At 71.6% G+C, this 16,978-nt stretch carries 16 protein-coding genes; 8 read left to right on the forward strand and 8 right to left on the reverse strand.

Annotated features, from left to right (window positions below):
• The first annotated feature begins 71 nt into the window (after positions 1–71).
• From Q6347_RS01180 to Q6347_RS01215, 8 genes are all read left to right on the forward strand, one after another.
• Positions 72–677: an NUDIX hydrolase gene (locus Q6347_RS01180; RefSeq protein ID WP_304602994.1), complete on the forward strand. Its 606-nt coding sequence runs from the start codon at positions 72–74 to the stop codon at positions 675–677.
• A gap of 10 nt (positions 678–687) precedes the next feature.
• Positions 688–2,802, forward strand: coding sequence for a DUF6049 family protein (locus Q6347_RS01185; protein WP_304606428.1), 2,115 nt, complete (start codon positions 688–690; stop codon positions 2,800–2,802).
• Positions 2,799–4,532: a murein biosynthesis integral membrane protein MurJ gene (gene murJ / locus Q6347_RS01190; RefSeq protein WP_304602992.1), complete on the forward strand. Its 1,734-nt coding sequence runs from the start codon at positions 2,799–2,801 to the stop codon at positions 4,530–4,532. The genes Q6347_RS01185 and murJ overlap by 4 nt, the downstream gene beginning before the upstream one ends.
• A gap of 91 nt (positions 4,533–4,623) precedes the next feature.
• On the forward strand, positions 4,624–6,444 hold the full coding sequence (locus Q6347_RS01195) for a hypothetical protein (RefSeq protein ID WP_304606429.1): 1,821 nt from the start codon (positions 4,624–4,626) through the stop codon (positions 6,442–6,444).
• 82 nt (positions 6,445–6,526) lie between these two features.
• Positions 6,527–7,540: a thioredoxin-disulfide reductase gene (trxB, locus tag Q6347_RS01200; protein ID WP_304602990.1), complete on the forward strand. Its 1,014-nt coding sequence runs from the start codon at positions 6,527–6,529 to the stop codon at positions 7,538–7,540.
• 29 nt (positions 7,541–7,569) lie between these two features.
• Positions 7,570–7,908, forward strand: coding sequence for a thioredoxin (gene trxA, locus Q6347_RS01205; protein ID WP_304602989.1), 339 nt, complete (start codon positions 7,570–7,572; stop codon positions 7,906–7,908).
• A 250-nt stretch (positions 7,909–8,158) separates the two neighbouring features.
• Positions 8,159–9,394, forward strand: coding sequence for a PLP-dependent aminotransferase family protein (locus Q6347_RS01210; RefSeq protein WP_171246786.1), 1,236 nt, complete (start codon positions 8,159–8,161; stop codon positions 9,392–9,394).
• Positions 9,395–9,423: 29 nt separating this feature from the next.
• Positions 9,424–10,416, forward strand: coding sequence for a D-alanine--D-alanine ligase (locus Q6347_RS01215; RefSeq protein ID WP_304606430.1), 993 nt, complete (start codon positions 9,424–9,426; stop codon positions 10,414–10,416).
• A gap of 540 nt (positions 10,417–10,956) precedes the next feature.
• Here the strand turns inward: Q6347_RS01215 and Q6347_RS01220 are convergent.
• From Q6347_RS01220 to rpmH, 8 genes are all read right to left on the reverse strand, one after another.
• Positions 10,957–12,276 (reverse strand): ParB/RepB/Spo0J family partition protein, encoded by a 1,320-nt coding sequence (locus Q6347_RS01220; RefSeq protein ID WP_304606431.1) that lies wholly within the window; start codon positions 12,274–12,276, stop codon positions 10,957–10,959.
• A 111-nt stretch (positions 12,277–12,387) separates the two neighbouring features.
• A complete protein-coding gene (locus tag Q6347_RS01225) occupies positions 12,388–13,305 on the reverse strand; it encodes a ParA family protein (RefSeq protein ID WP_171246670.1) in 918 nt (305 codons plus the stop codon).
• Between the two features lie 448 nt (positions 13,306–13,753).
• Positions 13,754–14,401 carry a 16S rRNA (guanine(527)-N(7))-methyltransferase RsmG gene (rsmG, locus tag Q6347_RS01230; RefSeq protein ID WP_304606432.1) on the reverse strand — a complete coding sequence of 216 codons (648 nt, stop codon included), beginning with the start codon at positions 14,399–14,401 and terminating at the stop codon, positions 13,754–13,756.
• 129 nt (positions 14,402–14,530) lie between these two features.
• The gene (locus Q6347_RS01235; RefSeq protein ID WP_171246672.1) at positions 14,531–15,052 is read right to left on the reverse strand and encodes a R3H domain-containing nucleic acid-binding protein; all 522 of its coding nucleotides are present in this window, start codon (positions 15,050–15,052) and stop codon (positions 14,531–14,533) included.
• A 10-nt stretch (positions 15,053–15,062) separates the two neighbouring features.
• Positions 15,063–16,016 carry a membrane protein insertase YidC gene (gene yidC, locus Q6347_RS01240; RefSeq protein WP_304602984.1) on the reverse strand — a complete coding sequence of 318 codons (954 nt, stop codon included), beginning with the start codon at positions 16,014–16,016 and terminating at the stop codon, positions 15,063–15,065.
• Positions 16,017–16,064: 48 nt separating this feature from the next.
• Positions 16,065–16,361: a membrane protein insertion efficiency factor YidD gene (gene yidD, locus Q6347_RS01245; protein ID WP_171246674.1), complete on the reverse strand. Its 297-nt coding sequence runs from the start codon at positions 16,359–16,361 to the stop codon at positions 16,065–16,067.
• The gene (rnpA, locus tag Q6347_RS01250; RefSeq protein WP_304602983.1) at positions 16,358–16,717 is read right to left on the reverse strand and encodes a ribonuclease P protein component; all 360 of its coding nucleotides are present in this window, start codon (positions 16,715–16,717) and stop codon (positions 16,358–16,360) included. The genes yidD and rnpA overlap by 4 nt, the downstream gene beginning before the upstream one ends.
• Positions 16,718–16,720: 3 nt before the next feature.
• Positions 16,721–16,858, reverse strand: coding sequence for a 50S ribosomal protein L34 (rpmH, locus tag Q6347_RS01255; protein ID WP_171246676.1), 138 nt, complete (start codon positions 16,856–16,858; stop codon positions 16,721–16,723).
• Positions 16,859–16,978: the final 120 nt, after the last annotated feature.

Genomic DNA, 16,978 nt, shown 5'->3' on the forward strand with positions numbered 1-16,978 from the left:
CGCGCCCGCCCCCGTCGTCCCCGGTCGGCGACGTCGTCAGGGCCAGCGGGTTCTCTCGGTAGGGTAGGTCCATGTCATCTGCGGTACCGGCACCCGGCGCTCCTGAGGAGCGCCCACCCGTGCCGGTACCGGTCCCCCCGGGCGGGCACCCCCTCAAGGTCGACCCGGCGCGGCTGCGTCGCCGCGCGACGGTGCCGAGCACCGCGGGAAGCACGGGCCATCTGCCGGTGGTCGACGAGACGTCGGCCGGCGGGCTGGTCGTCGAACGGCACGTCTCGGGTCACCGGGCCGCGGTCATCCTGCGGCGCAACCGCGCCGGCCGGCTCGAGATGTGCCTGCCCAAGGGTCACCTGGAGGGAGCCGAGACCCCGGAGGAAGCCGCGGTGCGCGAGATCCGCGAGGAAACCGGGATCCAGGGCACCGTACGCCGGACCCTCGGGGTCATCGACTACTGGTTCAGCGGGGAGGACCGCAGGGTCCACAAGGTGGTCCACCACTTCCTGCTGCGTGCCGACGGGGGCCTGATCACGGCGGCCGACGACCCGGACGGCGAGGCGGAGGACGCCCGCTGGGTGCCACTGACCGAGCTGCCCGACCGGCTCGCGTATCCCAACGAGCAGCGCCTCGCGGCGACGGCCCTGCACGTCCTGACCCATACCCCGGACCTGGTCGAGTGAGGCCCTGCGCGTGATCCACTCCCGGACGAGGGGCGCCCCCAGCCGCGCCCTGCTCCTCCTGCTGTCCACCCTGCTGCTGGTCGCCCCCCTGGTGCTCCTGCCGACCGTCCCGGCGTCCGCCCACGAAGACCTCACGACCGAGATCGTGGCGATCTCGCCGACGGTCGTCGGCCCGGACGACACCCAGGAGGTCACGCTCCGCGTCACCAACGACGGCGACAGCGCGTTCACCGGCCTCACCGCGGAGCTCGGGGTGGGCTGGCGGCCGGTCACCACACGGACCGAGGTCGCCTCCTGGTCGACGGCGGAGACGGGTCTGGCCGCGACCCAGCTGCGCGAGCAGCTCGACCCCCTGCCGCCCGGCGAGTCCCTGGAGGTCACGCTGACGCTGGACGTCGAGGACCTCCTCCTCGGGGAGAACGCGCCGTGGGGGCCCCGGCAGATGTCGATCCGCCTCCACGACGCACGGACGACGCTGGAGACCCTGCACACGTTCATGATGTACGACCCGGGCCGCGGTGCCTCCTCCGCACGGCAGGGTGCTCCGGCGCCCGTCGCGCTCAGCGTGGCCGCGCCCGTGACCGGTCCGGCCTTCGACCCGGCCGCACCGGAGGACTACGCGGACGCGGTCGCGGCCTGGAGCGCGCCGGGTGCCCCGTACGACGAGCTCCTCGCGGCGGCCACCTCCGAGGTCGGCGCGCTCTCGCTCGCCGTCGACCCCGCCGTCGTGGCGACCGCCGAGCGGTCGGTCGACGAGGACGCCGCCCGGTGGGCCGACCGGATGCTCCGGGAGGGCGGTCCCGGTGTGGTCACCCTCCCCGTCGGCGACCCCGATCTGGCGGCGCTCGCCCATGCGGACGTCGACGCGCCGGACATCGCCCGGATCGCCGGGGGCCGGGAGGTGCTGCCCGAGGACTGGGAGGCGGCCGACGACTGGGGGCCCCGCATCGCCTGGCCCGCCGGGGTGGTGGACGCACCGACGGTCGCGGCCGCCGACGCCGCGGGCGCCCGGGCGTTGCTCGGCACGGAGGGCATCGCGCTGCCCGAGGCCCCGGGCTCCCTCGGCTCCGTGGCGAGCGGGTCCGGTCCGCTGCGGGTCGCCGTGCCGGACGCGACGATCAGCGCGGTGCTCGACGACGCCACGGGCTCCGGCGGTGCGGTGTCCGAGCCCGCCGCCACGGTGCAACGGCTCCTCGCCGACACGGCGGTGCTCGCCGCGGACGCGGCCGAGGCGGCGGCCGCCACCCCCGTCGTGGCGGCGCTGCCGCGGGGCTGGTCACCGGACGTCGCCACGTTCGACGCCGTGCTCGGGGCGTTGGCCGCGCAGAGCTGGGTCGAGCTCACCGACCTCGACGAGGCGCTGGCCTCCGCCGGCGACGATCGGTCCGCCCGCGTCGCCGAGGAGGCGGTGACGGACGCCGAGCTGTCCCCCGGTTCCGTCCGCGGCCTGATCTCCACCTCCGAGGACGTCGCCGCCTTCGCCACCGTCGCCGCGGACCCGGGCACCCTCACCGCCGGGGTGGACCGCGACCTCTTCGCGCCCTTGTCGATCGCCTATCGGGACACCCCCGAGGCCCGGGCCGGCGCCGTGGAGCTGGCGCAGGCGAACGCCGCCCAGGTGCGGTCCGGCATCAGCGTCCTGGACCGGGCCGACGTCCTGCTGATCAGCGACGCCGGAGACCTCCCGGTCCGCATCCGCAACGACCTGCCCGTCGACACCCGCGTCACCGTGCGGCTGCGGCCCGACGACCCCCGGCTGGTCGTGGAGACGGTCCCCGAGATCGTCGTCCCGGCCGGCACCTCCCGGGACGCCCAGGTCCGGGTCCGGGCGATCGGTTCCGGTGACGTGACGCTCGCCGTCGAGGTGCTGGCACCGAGCGGTGTCGAGGTCGCCCCGCCCACCGAGTTCGCCCTGCGGGTGCGGGCGGGGTGGGAGACGGTCGGCACCGCCGTGATGGCGGCCGGTATCGGCCTGCTGTTCCTCACCGGCATCTGGCGGACCGTCCGCCGCGGACGCTCCGACCGCCGCACCACCGGCGAGCAGGTCGCCGAGTCCGCCGTCCCGACGGGCCGGACCACGACCGTCCCGCCCCAGGCCCCATCCCCGGAGGACACCGCGTCATGACCACCGATCCCCCTGAGCAGGGAGCACCCGACGCCACCCCCGCCGGACCCGACGACGCGTCCGGTCGGACGGCGGACCCGCACGGGGTGCGCAGGGCGAGCCTGGGCAAGGGCTCGCTGGCGATGTCGTTGGGCACGGCCGCCTCGAGGGCGTCGGGCCTGGTGCGCACGATGCTGCTCGTCGGCGCGGTCGGTGCCGTCGGGACGGTCGCCAACGCCTTCGACATCGCGAACAAGCTGCCGAACATGCTGTTCGCGCTGATCTCGGCGGGTTTCCTGCAGTCGGTCCTGGTGCCGCAGATCATGAAGGCGATGTCGGCGCGCAACGCCCGCGAACGCCTCGACAAGCTGCTCACGATCTCGGGGCTCGGCCTGCTGTCCGGCACGATCGTGCTGGTGGCGGCGGCGCCCCTGGTCGTGCACCTCATGACGCTCAGCGACGCCTGGACGCCCGAGGCCCGGCAGCTCGCGGTGGTCTTCGCCTACTGGTGCCTGCCGCAGCTCTTCTTCTACGGCCTGTACACGTTGCTGGGTCAGGTGCTCAGCGCGCATGGCCGGTTCGCGGCGTACGGCTGGGCCCCGGTGGCGAACAACGTCGTCTCGATCGTGGGTTTCGGCACCTTCATCCTGCTGTTCGGGCAGGCGCCCGACGCGGGTCTGGACGACGTGGGGGCCTGGACGACGGTGCAGACCCTGGTGCTCGCCGGCACCGCGACCCTCGGGATCGCCGCGCAGTCCGCGATCCTCGTGCCCGCGCTGCGCAAGGCCGGGTTCCGCTGGGGCTTCCGGCTGGGGCTGCGCGGCATCGGCCTGCGGTCGGCCGGCAAGGTGGTCGGCTGGACCATCGGCGCCGTCGTCCTGGAACAGCTCGGTGTCATCTACCTGACGAACGTCACCGGTGCCGCCGGCCAGCTCGCCGAGGACCTCGGTGAGGTCGCGGGCGGGCCTGCCGCCTACACCCAGGCGATGTCGATCTACCTGTTGCCCCACTCGCTGGTCGTGGTCTCGATCGTCACGGTGCTGTTCCCCCGGATGAGCGCCGCCGTCAACGCGGGCGACCTGCCGGGTGTGCGCCGGGACATGTCGCTCGGACTGCGTTCGGCGGGCATCTTCTCGGTCTTCTCCGCGACGGCGCTCCTCGTCCTCGCGTTCCCGCTGACCAAGGCGCTGCTCCCCTCCGCGTCCGAGCTCGAGGTGGAGGCGATCGCGCCGATCCTGCGGGCGATGGCGGTCGGGACCATCGCCCTCGGCGCCACCGTGCTGGTGCGACGCATGTACTTCGCCTTCGAGGACGGTCGCAGCATCTTCGTCATCCAGATCATCGCCACCGTCTCGCTGGTGGCCGGGTTGTGGATCGCCACGGAGACGCTGCCCTACACGGCGTGGGCGGCCGCGGCCGGCGGGTCCTTCGCCCTGGCCACGTGGATCTCCCTGCTGCTGCGCATCCGCGGCATGAACCGCAAGCTGCACGGTATGGACGGCGCCCGCGTGCTGCGGCTGTACGTCCGCGCCCTGCTCTCCGCGGCGGTCGCGGGGGGCTTCGGGTGGCTGACGATCCGGCTGCTGGACGCGTCGGCGTCGTCCTCGTGGGGCTTCGCGGTGCTGACGACGGCCGTCGCGGGCCTGGTCATGGGTGCTGCGTACGCCGGGCTGCTGAAGCTGATGCGGGTCCGGGAGCTCGACGACGCGCTCGCCCCGATCCTGCGTCGCCTCCGCCGGGGACCCGCATGACGGGTCTCTCCCTCTACCATGGTCGGCAGGAACGCCCCGCCGGACCGTCCCGACGATCCACGCTCCCCCACACCACCACGGAGGCCTCCAGGTGACCACCGCCCAGCCCGGGACCGTCATGGTCGACCGCTACCGGCTGAACCAGCACGCCGCCACCGACCTGGCGGCGGCCGAGGCCTGGGAGGCCCACGACCAGATCCTGGACCGTCCGGTCCGCGTCACGTTCGTGACCGGCCCGCAGGCGCCGGCGGCGATCGACGCCGCCCGCCGCGCCGCGCTGGTGGCCGACCCACGGCTGTGCCGCGTCCTCGACGTCGGCAGCACCGACCTCGGCACCGGCGAGGTGTCCTACGTGATCACCGAGCCGTACACCGGGGAGTCCCTCACGCAGATCGTCTCGCGCGGCCTCGTGGACGCCCAGCAGGCACGGGCGCTCATGGGGGAGGCGGCCACGGCCCTGGAGTCCGCGCGTCAGCGGGGCGTGCACCACCTGGCGCTGCGGCCGGAGGCGGTGCGGGTCTACGGTCACCGCGTCGTGGTGACCGGGCTCGGGATCGACGCCGGGCTGGCCGACGCCGAGGCGGCGGGGAGCGACGCAGCGGCCCGGGACGCCCGCGGTGTCGTTGCCCTGGGCTACTACGCGCTCACCGCGCGGTGGCCCGGCGAGGCTCTGGACGTGAGCTGGATCGCGCCCGACGCCGTGCGACCGCTGCCCGCCCAGACCGGCCCGCACGGGGTCCTCGGGGTCTCGGAGCTCGTGCCGCACGTCGACGAGCAGATCGACGAGCTGGTGCGACGGACCTTCGGTGACGAGGGCCAGGCGCCCGCCGATCCCGGCGAGGTCGTCGCCACGCTCGAGCCCTGGGGCCAGGTCTCCGTCCTGGGATCCCTGCCGCAGTTCGTCCAGCCGACGCCGGAACGCCCGGTGCGCTCGTCGGTGCTCGGTGCCGGCAGCCCGGCCGGCACCGAGAGCCTGCCCGGGACGCCTCCGCCCGCACCTCCCGTGCGCCGGCCCTCCAGCGGCCGGATCGCCCGGGGTGCGGCGATGGGAGGCGCGGCAGGCGCCGCCTACGGTGCCGCCCAGGGCGGCTACGCGCAGCAGCCCACCCAGGCTCAGCCCCCGGCCTACGGTCAGCAGGCTCCCTACGGCCAGGCCCCGGCCGCCGCCCCGGGGCAGGTCCCCCCTCCGCCGCCGGGAGCCGGGTACGGCCCGGCGGCCGCCGGGAGCCCGACCACGGGCTCCTTCGACTCGACCGCCGCCCCGCGTCGGCGCGGCGTGAACCCCACGCCGATCGTTCTGGCCATGATCCTCGTCGGCGTCGTGATCGCCGCCGTCTGGGCGGTGAGCCAGGCGCTCAGCCCCTTCGACGTCACCACCGTCGCCGAGGACCCGTCCCAGGAACCGGCCCCCGCGGCGAGCGAGGGCACCGACGGCAGCAGCGGCGAGGGCGGCGAGCCGGAACCGACCGAGTCGGAGAGCCCCGAGGTCCGGCCCATCATCGAGGCCGGCAGTGAGATCGACCCGCTCGGCAACGGTGAGAAGCCGGAGAAGGTCGAGTTCGCCTTCGACTCCGACCCGTCGACGTTCTGGCACACGTACACCTACGAGAACGACCCGGTCTTCGGGGGCTTCAAGGAGGGGCTCGGCTACCAGGTCGAGCTGCGCGAGCCCGCGCCCGTCACCGAGATCGAGCTGAACACCAACAGCGAGGGCGGTGCGTGGGAGCTCCGCCGTGTCGGGAGCGACGCCCCGGAGAACGGCGAGGTTCTCGCGTCGGGGTCCTACTCGTCCGACACCGTCATCGAGCTGGACGAGCCCGTCGTGATGGACGGTTTCGTGCTGTGGACCTCCGAGCTGCCGACCTCCGAGGGAGAGTTCCGCCTCGAGCTCAACGAGATCACGGTGTCCTGACCCCTTCGGAATGTCCCGGGGGTATCGCATGTTGCCACCAGGTGCCGGCCTCCGACCGGATCCCAGACTTCCAGGAGAGATTGTGACCGACCAGTCGAACAGCCAGGACGCCCCGGTGCGCGACATCGTCATCGTCGGGTCCGGCCCCGCCGGGTACACCGCGGCGATCTACGCCGCCCGCGCCGGACTCGCCCCCGTCGTGGTCGCCGGCTCCGTGACCGCCGGCGGCGCGCTGATGAACACCACCGAGGTCGAGAACTACCCCGGCTTCCCGCCCGGCATCCAGGGCCCGGACCTCATGGACGCTATGCGTGAGCAGGCCGAACGCTTCGGCGCCGAGATCCTCTGGGACGACGCCGAGACGCTCGAGCTGGACGGCGAGATCAAGACCGTCGTCACCGGCGGCGGGAAGACCTTCCGCGCCTACGCCGTCGTCCTGGCGACCGGTTCCGCCTACCGCGAGCTCGGCCTCCCCGCGGAGAAGAAGCTCTCCGGGCGGGGCGTGTCGTGGTGCGCCACCTGCGACGGCTTCTTCTTCCGCGACCAGCACGTCGCCGTCGTCGGCGGTGGCGACTCCGCGATGGAGGAGGCCACGTTCCTCAGCCGTTTCGCGTCGAAGGTCACGATCGTCCACCGCCGGGACGCGCTGCGCGCCTCCAAGATCATGGCCGACCGCGCGATGGCCGACCCCAAGATCGACTTCGCCTGGAACAGCGAGGTCGTGGGGATCGACGGCGAGGACAAGGTCTCCGGGCTGCGGCTGCGGGACACCGTCACCGGCGAGGAGCGCGACCTGGACGTGACCGGGGTGTTCGTCGCGATCGGGCACGACCCGCGCAGCGAGCTGCTCCAGGGTCAGGTCGACCTCGACCAGGACGGCTACGTGCTCGCCGAGGGCCGGTCCACCCGGACCAACCTCCCCGGCGTCTTCGCCTGCGGCGACCTCGTCGACCACACCTACCGGCAGGCGATCACCGCCGCCGGGTCGGGGTGCTCCGCCGCTCTCGACGCCCAGGCCTACCTCGCCGACCTCGCCGACATGTCGGAGACGGACCCGGAGGAGCTTCCGGCCGCCCTCGACAGCGTCGCCGGCTGACCCACCGCTCCCCGACCGAAGGAGACACCATGCCTACCGTCGCCGTCACCGACGACACCTTCCAGACCGAGGTTCTCGAGTCCGACGTCCCCGTCCTCGTCGACTTCTGGGCGACCTGGTGCGGTCCCTGCCGCATGGTCGCCCCGATCCTGGAGGAGCTCTCCGACGAGTACGCCGGCCAGGTGAAGATCGCGAAGCTCGACACGGACGCGAACCAGGCCACGACGATGGCCTACGGCATCACGTCGATCCCGACGCTGAACATCTACCACGGTGGCGAGATCGTCAAGTCGATCATCGGTGCCCGTCCCAAGCGGGCCCTCACCGAGGAGATCGAGGGCGTGCTCGCCTCCGCCCCCTCCTCCTGACACACCGTCCCGACCTCCGGGGCACGACGTCCAGCGGCCTCCCCCGTCCTCGACGGGGGAGGCCGCTGTCGTCCCGGCTCGCGGCCCGGGTCCGACCCCGCGGCCACGACCGCACCGTGGTCCGCTCACGGGACCTTCACGGGTGGCGTGGGACACTGGCGAGGTGACTGAGCAGAACCGCCTCACCGAGCAGACCTCCGGCACGCGCCTCGACCCCTGGTTCGGCGCGTACGCAGAGCGGACGCGCGGGATGCGAGCGTCGGAGATCCGCGCACTGTTCTCGGTCGCCAACCGCCCCGAGGTCGTCTCCCTCGCAGGTGGCATGCCCTTCATCGAGGGCCTCCCCCTCGACGTCATCGGCGAGGCCATGGACCGCCTGATCCGCACCCGGGGCACCCGAGCGCTCCAGTACGGTTCCGGGCAGGGCGAGGAGTCCCTGCGCGAACGCATCACCGAGGTCGTCGCCATGGAGGGCGTCGAGGCCCACCCCGACGACATCACCGTGACCACGGGATCCCAGCAGGCACTGGACCTCGTCACGCGGATCTTCATCGATCCCGGTGACGTCATCGTCGCCGAGGCGCCCTCGTACGTCGGTGCCCTCGGCGTCTTCCGCTCCTACCAGGCCGACGTCGTCCACGTGGAGCTCGACGCCGACGGTCTGGTTCCCGCGGCCCTCGAGGCGACGCTGAGCCGGCTCGCGGCCGAGGGGCGCCGCGCCAAGATGCTCTACACCATCCCGAACTTCCACAACCCCGCCGGGGTGACGATGTCGGTGGAGCGCCGCCCCCAGATCCTCGAGATCTGCCGCCGGCACGGCGTGCTCGTCGTGGAGGACAACCCGTACGGTCTGCTCGGCTTCGAGGACGACCCCTACCCGGCGCTGCGTTCCTACGACGCCGACGGCGTGATCTACCTCGGCTCCTTCTCCAAGACCTTCGCCCCCGGCTACCGCGTCGGCTTCGTCATCGCGCCGCACGCCGTGCGCGAGAAGCTCGTGCTCGCCTCGGAGTCCGCGATCCTGTCGCCCTCGAACGCTTCGCAGCTCGCGGTCGAGACCTACCTCGACACCTGCGACTGGCGGGCACAGATCAAGGACTACCGGGAGATGTACCGCGAGCGTCGCGACGCCCTGGTCGGTGCGCTCGCCGAGCACATCCCCGCCGCGAGCTGGAACGTACCCGTCGGGGGGTTCTTCGTCTGGGTGAAGCTGCCCGAGGGGCTGGACGCGAAGTCGATGCTGCCGCGTGCCGTCACCGAACGCGTGGCCTACGTCCCGGGCACGGCGTTCTACTTCGACGGCCAGGGCTCCGACCACATGCGGCTGTCGTTCTGCTTCCCGACCCCGGACCGCATCCGGGAGGGCGTGCGTCGCCTGGCGACGGTGGTCAACGCCGAGTCCGAGCTCGTGCAGCTGTTCGGCACCACGGCCCAGCCCGACGACGACCCGACGGACGTCGAGATCCCCTCGCCCGACCTCGCGTGACCCATCCAGCCTCTGAGGTGACCACTCGCATGACTGCCCCCGCGCCCGACGCCGCCACCACGACCGTGTCGTCTGGAAGTGTCGGACCTGTCGTGATTCTCGCCGGCGGGCTCTCCCACGAGCGCGACGTCTCGGTCCGGTCGGGCCGCCGCGTCGCCGAAGCCCTGCGGGAGGCCGGCGTCGAGGTCCAGGTGCACGACGTCGACGCCGACCTGCTGCGCTTCCTGCGGGAGACCGAACCGGCGCTGGTGTGGCCCGTGCTGCACGGTGCGAGCGGTGAGGACGGGTCTCTCCAGGACGTGCTCGCGCTGGTCGGGGTACCCACGGTCGGCACGGGACCTCGCCGCAGCCGCCAGGCATGGAGCAAGCCGGTCGCCAAGGCCGAGCTGCTCCAGGGCGGCATCAGCACCCCCGACTACGTCACCCTGCCCCAGGCGCTCTTCCGCGACCTCGGCGCGCAGACGATCCTCGACATGATCGTCGAACGTCTGGGTCTCCCGCTCGTGGTCAAGCCCGTGCAGGGCGGCTCAGCACTCGGCGTCACTCGCGTGGACGAGGCGTCGCAGTTCCCGCGCGCGATGGTGGACTGCTTCTCCTACGGCGACACCGCCCTCATCGAGCGGGCCGTGGACGGGATCGAGGTGGCGGTGTCGGTGATCGACGGTCCGGACGGCCTCGAAGCGCTCCCGGCGGTCGAGATCGTCACCAGCGGGTCCTACGACTACGACGCCCGGTACAACCCGGGCCCCGTCGAGTACTTCACCCCCGCACGACTCGACGCCGAGGCCAGTGCCCGGGTCGCCGACGTCGCGCTCCGGGCGCACGAGATCCTCGGGCTCAAGCACCTGTCGCGGACCGACATCATCCTCGATGCGGACGGCACACCCCACGTGCTCGAGGTCAACGTCTCCCCCGGCCTCACCGAGACCTCGTTGCTTCCCCAGGCGGCCGCGGCCGCCGGCTACGAGCTGCCGACCCTCTACCGGCGCATCGTCGAGCACGCTCTGGCTCCGACGCACTGAGTGCGGGCGGCCGCCGGCCGCTGTTGCTGGCCAGTGGTCCGCGTTCGCTGATCGGCGGTCGCTGACCTCTGGCTCTTGGCATGTTTCACGTGGAACGAGCGCGGCCCCGGATCGCCGAGGTCCGGGCCCATGCCCACCGGTCGCTGCCGCGCCGGCCGACGCGTCCGGCGGGCCTCGTGCCGCCTTCTCTCTTCACGCGCCACGTCCATCCAACGGCTCCTCGGTTTCCCGTCGCATCGCGCACCCGGGTGTTGCTCAACGTCATCGACGGCACGGCGTTTCACGTGAAACGGCCTGCCCGCCACACACTCCTGCCTCCACCGCCCCCTACCGGGCGTGAGGCCCGGTGGCAAACCCTCCCCCCACCTCCGGAGGACTGCGAGGTGGGCGCATCCCGGCGCGGCGACGGAGTGCCGTCGAAGCCCGGGGAGTCAGGACGCGAGGCTGATGCCGCGGGACGCGAGAACGCGGATGGGTGCACACACCAAGGCCCGGGTGCCGTTTCACGTGAAACGGCACCCGGGCCTGAGCGCGGCTCGCCTACTCCGACGGTTTGAGCACCCCGGGGTCCTCCGGCGCCATGACCTCCAGGATGCGGTTGAGGTCTTCGACCGAGGCGAACTCGACCGTCATCCGGCCCTTCGTCTTGCCGAGGTTGACCTTCACGCGGGTCTCGAACCGGTCGGACAACCGGGAGGACAACTCGTCCATCGCTTCGACCCGCTGCCCGGCCCGAGGCTTCCTGCGACGGGGCGACTCGTCGTCCCCGGACTGCATGAGGGTGACGATCTCCTCGGTCGCACGGACCGAGAGACCCTCGGAGACGATCCGTTGTGCCAGGCGCTCGATCTCGGCGCCATCAGACAGACCGAGGAGTGCCCGGGCATGGCCGGCCGACAACACGCCCGAGGCGACACGTCGCTGGACGAGCGGCGGGAGACGCAGGAGCCGCAGGGTGTTGGAGATCTGCGGCCGGGACCGAGCGATCCGAGCCGCGAGCTCGTCATGTGTGCAGCCGAAGTCGTCGAGGAGCTGACGATAGGCCGCGGCTTCCTCCAGCGGGTTGAGGGCGGCCCGGTGAAGGTTCTCCAGCAGTGCATCTCGCAGCATCTGGGAGTTCTCGGTCTGACGCACGATGGCGGGGATGGTCTCGAGCCCCGCCTGTTCCGCTGCGCGCCACCGCCGCTCACCCATGATCAGCTCGAAGCCGCCCGCGATCTCCGGATGAGGACGCACGACGACCGGCTGCAGGACACCGATCTCACGGATCGAGTCGACGAGCTCGTCGAGCTCCCCCTCGTCGAAGACCGTCCGCGGCTGTCGTGCGTTCGGGCGGATCGCCCGCAGGGGAACCTCGGCGAACCGTGCTCCCGGCACCGGGAGCAGTCCGTCTCCGTCGGCGGCCCGATCCGACGGAACCGTGGCCGACCGCTCGCGGTCCCCGGAGTCGGTCAGGACCGCCGACGCAGGATCATCCGATGCGTCGTGCTCCGAGACGGCGAATGCCGGGGTACGGACCGTAGCCGAGTCCACCGCACCGTCCCGCCCCGGGGCGCCGATGGTCTCCCCCGACCAGGCGGCGTCTGCCTCGGGAGCGCTCGTCACCGATCGTGCCGACGACGCGTTGATCGACAGTCGGCCACCGGCGATCGCGGAGTCCCACGAAGCCGAGCGACGCCCCGACCGGGCACCTCCCCCCTCCTCGGGGTCCGCAGCACTCTCGGCGGACGTCGTGAGGACGTTGGTGTTCCCGCTCTCCTCCGCACCGGCGAAGAAGACGTCGGTCGGCTTCTCCGGGGCGGGGCCCTGGGGAATGAGGGCACCGAGTCCGCGGCCTAGTCCGCGCTTCTTCTGGCTCATGCTCCACCAGCCTCCTGGTCGTGAACGGGGCGAGTCGGTCCGTCCGCACCGCGTCCTTGCGGCATCGTGCACACGAGGTCACTCACCCTGACTCCTCCGATCGTACGCGCGTCATCGCAGGTCAGCGCGTTGGACCGCGTGCTCGGCCATCTCCCGGGCGGCCTCCAGGTACGCCAGCGCACCCGTCGAACCCGGGTCGTACGTCATGACCGTCTGCCCGTGAGACGGGGCCTCGGAGATCCGCACGGACCGCGGCACGGTCGTCCGGAGGGTCTGGTCCGGGAAGTGGGTCCGCACCTCGGCGGCCACCTGCTGGGCCAGATTGGTCCGACCGTCGTACATCGTCAACAGGATCGTCGAGACGATGAGGTCCCGGTTGAGATGGGACTTGATGAGCTCGATCGTCTTCAGCAGCTGACTGAGACCCTCGAGTGCGTAGTACTCGCACTGGATCGGGATGAGGACCTCGCGAGCGGTGACGAATGCGTTGACGGTCAACAGGCCGAGGCTGGGCGGGCAGTCGACGAACACGTAGTCGATGGGCTCCTCGCCCCGCGCCTCCCGCTCGTCCAGGTAGGTGTCGAGCGCCTTGCGCAAACGGGTCTCCCGGGAGACCAGCGACACGAGCTCGATCTCCGCGCCCGAGAGGTCGATGGTGGCGGGCACGCCCCAGAGGCCGGGAACTTCTGCGCACTCCTGCACGGTGCTCGACAGCGGCGCCTCGTCCACGAGCACCTCGTAGATGGACGGTGTGCCGGCCCTGTGCTCGAGCCCGAGAGCGGTCGACGCGTTGCCCTGGGGGTCGTTGTCGATGACGAGCACCTTGAGCCCGGCCCGCGCGAGACCGGCGGCCAGATTCACCGTCGTCGTGGTCTTGCCCACGCCGCCCTTCTGATTGGCCACCGTCAGGATCCGGGTGTGCGCGGGGCGGGGGAACCGACGCCCGTCGAGCTCGATCCGGCGACGGGCGTCGAGTGCGAGCTGGGCAGCGAGCGGGGTGCTGTCGTCCACCTCCGGCACCGAGTCCATCAGCGCCTCACGGTGATCCTCCGGATGCGGCCCGCTGAAGTCGTCGCCGACCCACGACGCCGACCAGGTTTCACGTGAAACGGAGCCGTCCGCGTCACCCGACGCAGATCCGTCTCGACCGTCCTCCGACGGGTGGTGCGGCCGATCGCTGATCATGTTCACGGGTCGATCCTCCAGGTCGCGTCGGCGTTGACCAGTGCCGCGAACACTCTACGGCCTCGCGCCCCCCGGCGCGGCCCTGACACCCCCGTGCACCGCGGTCGGCTGCCACCGCATCCATCGGCGCGAGAGCGTGCGGACGCAGGCCCTTCGCCCGCAACCTGGGCGTGCTCGGTTTCACGTGAAACGTGGACCGTGCTCCCGGGTCATGGTCCCGCATGTGCCGGACGGCACACCGGCATCGGGACGCGCACTGGACCACGCGGCGCCCGTGCCGCGGTGATGACACTCAGCGGCGACGGATACGGACGACCGTGGTCGGTTCGGCCCCCTCGACCGTCCGACCCTCGAGGATCTCGGGCTCGGATGCCTTGAACTTCCGCAGAACCTTCCGCGCCGGCTCGATCTCCCGCTCGACGCTCCGGCCCTTGAGGACCACCATCTCCCCGCCCGGGCGCACGAGGGGCAGGGACAGCCGCGCCAGCTTCGACAGGGCAGCGACGGCGCGGGAGGTCACAGCATCCACCTCGAACGCGCCGTCGTACTCCTCCGCACGCCCGTGCTTGACCACGACGTTCTCGAGCCCGAGGTCCTGCGACACCTCGGTCAGCCACGTCGTGCGGCGTTCCATGGGTTCGACCAGGAAGACCTCGGCATCCGGCCGCATGATCGCGACGACGATGCCGGGCAGGCCCGCCCCGGAGCCGATGTCCGCGACGGTCGACGCCGAGGACAGGAAGGGCACCACGGCCGCGGAGTTCAGGATGTGCCGCTCCCACAGCCGGTCGACCTCACGCGGTCCGATCAGACCGCGCAGCTCGCCCTCGTCGCGCAGGCGCCGCGCGTACTCCGCCACGACCTCGTATCGATCTCCGAAGTAGTCACGCACCGCAGCTCCGGTACCCAGCACCTCGTCGCCATCTGTCATGTCGCCCATCCTGGCACCTTCCGCTCACCTGACGATTCCGGGGCGCCTCGCGCCCCGGCCCGGCGGCGCCCCGCCCACCGGGTCCGGACACGACGAGAGCCCGTCGTTTCACGTGAAACGACGGGCTCTCGTCACCGATCACGAGGAGGCCGACGCCTCCGGGTGCACCACGACGTGGCGCTGGGGATCAGCGCCGGCCGAGTCGCTCACCAGCCCCGCGGCCGCCACGGCGTCGTGGACGACCTTCCGTTCGAACGCGTTCATGGGCTCCAGCGAGAGCGCCTCCCCCGACCGGCGCACCTGCTGGATCGCTTCCTCCGCCCGTCGCTCGAGCTGGCCCCGGCGGCCGGCGCGGAACCCGGCGATGTCCAGCATCAACCGGCTGCGCTCCCCCGTCCGGGCCTGCACCGCGAGGCGGGTCAGGTCCTGCAGGGCGTCCAGCACCGCACCGTCGCCGCCGACCAGCACCTCGAGCGACTCGGGGCCGTCGTCCGAGACGACCTCGACGATCGCGCGGTCGTGCTTGATGTCCAGATCGATGTCACCGTCCAGGTCGACGATGTCGAGGAACTCCTCGAGGTAGTCGGCCGCGATCTCGCCCTCCTCCTCGAGACGGGTGACGAGATCGGAGGAGCCCTCGGGCGTCGTGTCCGTGGTCATCGCGCAGACCTCACTTCTTCCTCTTCTTCTTCTGGCGGCTCTTGCTCACCGGCTGCTGGCGCTGGCCCTGCGGCTTCGGCGGCTCGGGGGTCTTCTCCTCCTCCGGGAGGATCCCCTTCTTCGCCGCCTTGGCCGCGCGCTTCTCCTTGAGCAGACGCTCCGCCTCCGAACCCGGGGCCGGCATGCGCTTGATCGTGTAGAACTGCTGGCCCATCGACCACAGGTTCGTCGTGGTCCAGTAGATCAGCACACCCACGGGGAAGTTGACGCCGGAGATCAGGAAGATCAGCGGCAGCATGTAGAGCAGGATCTTCTGCGTGTTCGCCATCGGCCCCTCGAGCGCGGCCTTCGGCATGTTCTTCATCGTCAGCTGGCGCTGCGTGAAGAACGTGGTCGCGCTCATCGCCACGATGAGGAACAGGATGACGAGGCGGACGCCCCAGTCGTCCGTCTGCAGGAAGACGTCCGAGAGCTTCGCGCCGAAGAGGGCGGAGTTCTCAATGTCGGCGGCGACCGGCTGGTCGATCGGACCGATGGGGTCCTGCGTGCCGGCAGCGATGTTGCCCAGGTTGTAGAGCAGGCGGAACAGCGCGAAGAAGATCGGCGACTGCAGCAGGATCGGCATGCACGACGCCATCGGGTTGGTGCCGTGCTTGCGGTAGAGCTCCATCGTCTCGCGACCCATGGCCTCACGCGACGAGGGGTCGGTCTTGCCCTTGTACTTCTTCTGGATGGCCTGCAGCTCCGGCTGCATCATCTGCATCCCGCGGGACGCCTTGATCTGCTTGAAGAACAGCGGGATCAGCAGGATCCGGATGACGATCACCAGGGCGACGATGGATAGGACCCAGGCGAAGCTCGGTCCCGGCTGCATGCCCAGAGCCATGAACATCTGGTGCGACCCGTACATGATCCAGGCCACGACCCATTGGATGGGGTACAGGATGGTGTCGAAAAACCCCATATGTCTCCTCTGTCGAAAAGCGGCTCCGGGCGGCGCGCTCCCGGGATGTCAGTGCGTGTGGGCGCCGCGGTGCTCGTGCTCACGAGCAGGCGGCACGTCGTCGACGCCGCCCAGGCTCCACGGGTTGCACCGCAGAATCCTCCACAGGGCCATCCCGGTGCCGCGCAACGGCCCGTGGCGCCGGAGCGCCACCACCGCGTACTGCGAGCAGGAGGGGTAGTACTTGCAGGTCGGTCCCGTCCACGGTGACACGACCGCCTGGTAGACGCGGATCGCTCCGACGAGTACCGCGGTGGGCAGCGTGCGGATCAGCTCACGGCTCCGGGACAGCACGGTGCTGCTCATCGCACCGGCTCCTCGAGGCGTCGGAGGACCGTGGACGTCGCGCTCATGACGTCCCGCTCGAGGCGGGCGTACTCAGCCGTCGCGGCGCGCGGCAGCGCCCGCAGGACGACGAGCGAGTCCTCCGGGACGCGCGAGAGCTGACCGGCGGCGATGCTGCGCAGCCGGCGCTTGACGAGGTTGCGACGAACCGCATTGCCCACAGCCTTGGACACGACAAGACCGACCAGCGGTCCCCCGCCCCTCTCCGGATCCCGGGAGAGGTGGACGACCACGGTCGATCGGCCTGCGCGCGCGCCGCGGCGCACCGCCCGTTCGAAGTCGACGGAACGGCGCATGCGGTGCGCCGCGGGAAGCATGGCTCAGGCGGAGAGCTGCGCGCGGCCCTTGCGGCGGCGGTTGCCCAGGATGCTGCGGCCGGCGCGGGTGCGCATGCGCAGACGGAAGCCGTGGGTCTTCGCGCGACGGCGGTTGTTCGGCTGGAAGGTCCGCTTGCTCACGAGGTACTCCAAGAAACGTCGGGGAGGTACACCGTCAGTTCCTCGACGATGTCGGTCAGGTTGCAGGTCAACACCTGCCGAGGCAGTGTGTCGACCGAGCCGACCCGAGGCTCGCGCCCG

This window comes from Isoptericola sp. b408 (assembly GCF_030588085.1).
GTDB lineage: Bacteria > Actinomycetota > Actinomycetes > Actinomycetales > Cellulomonadaceae > Isoptericola > Isoptericola sediminis.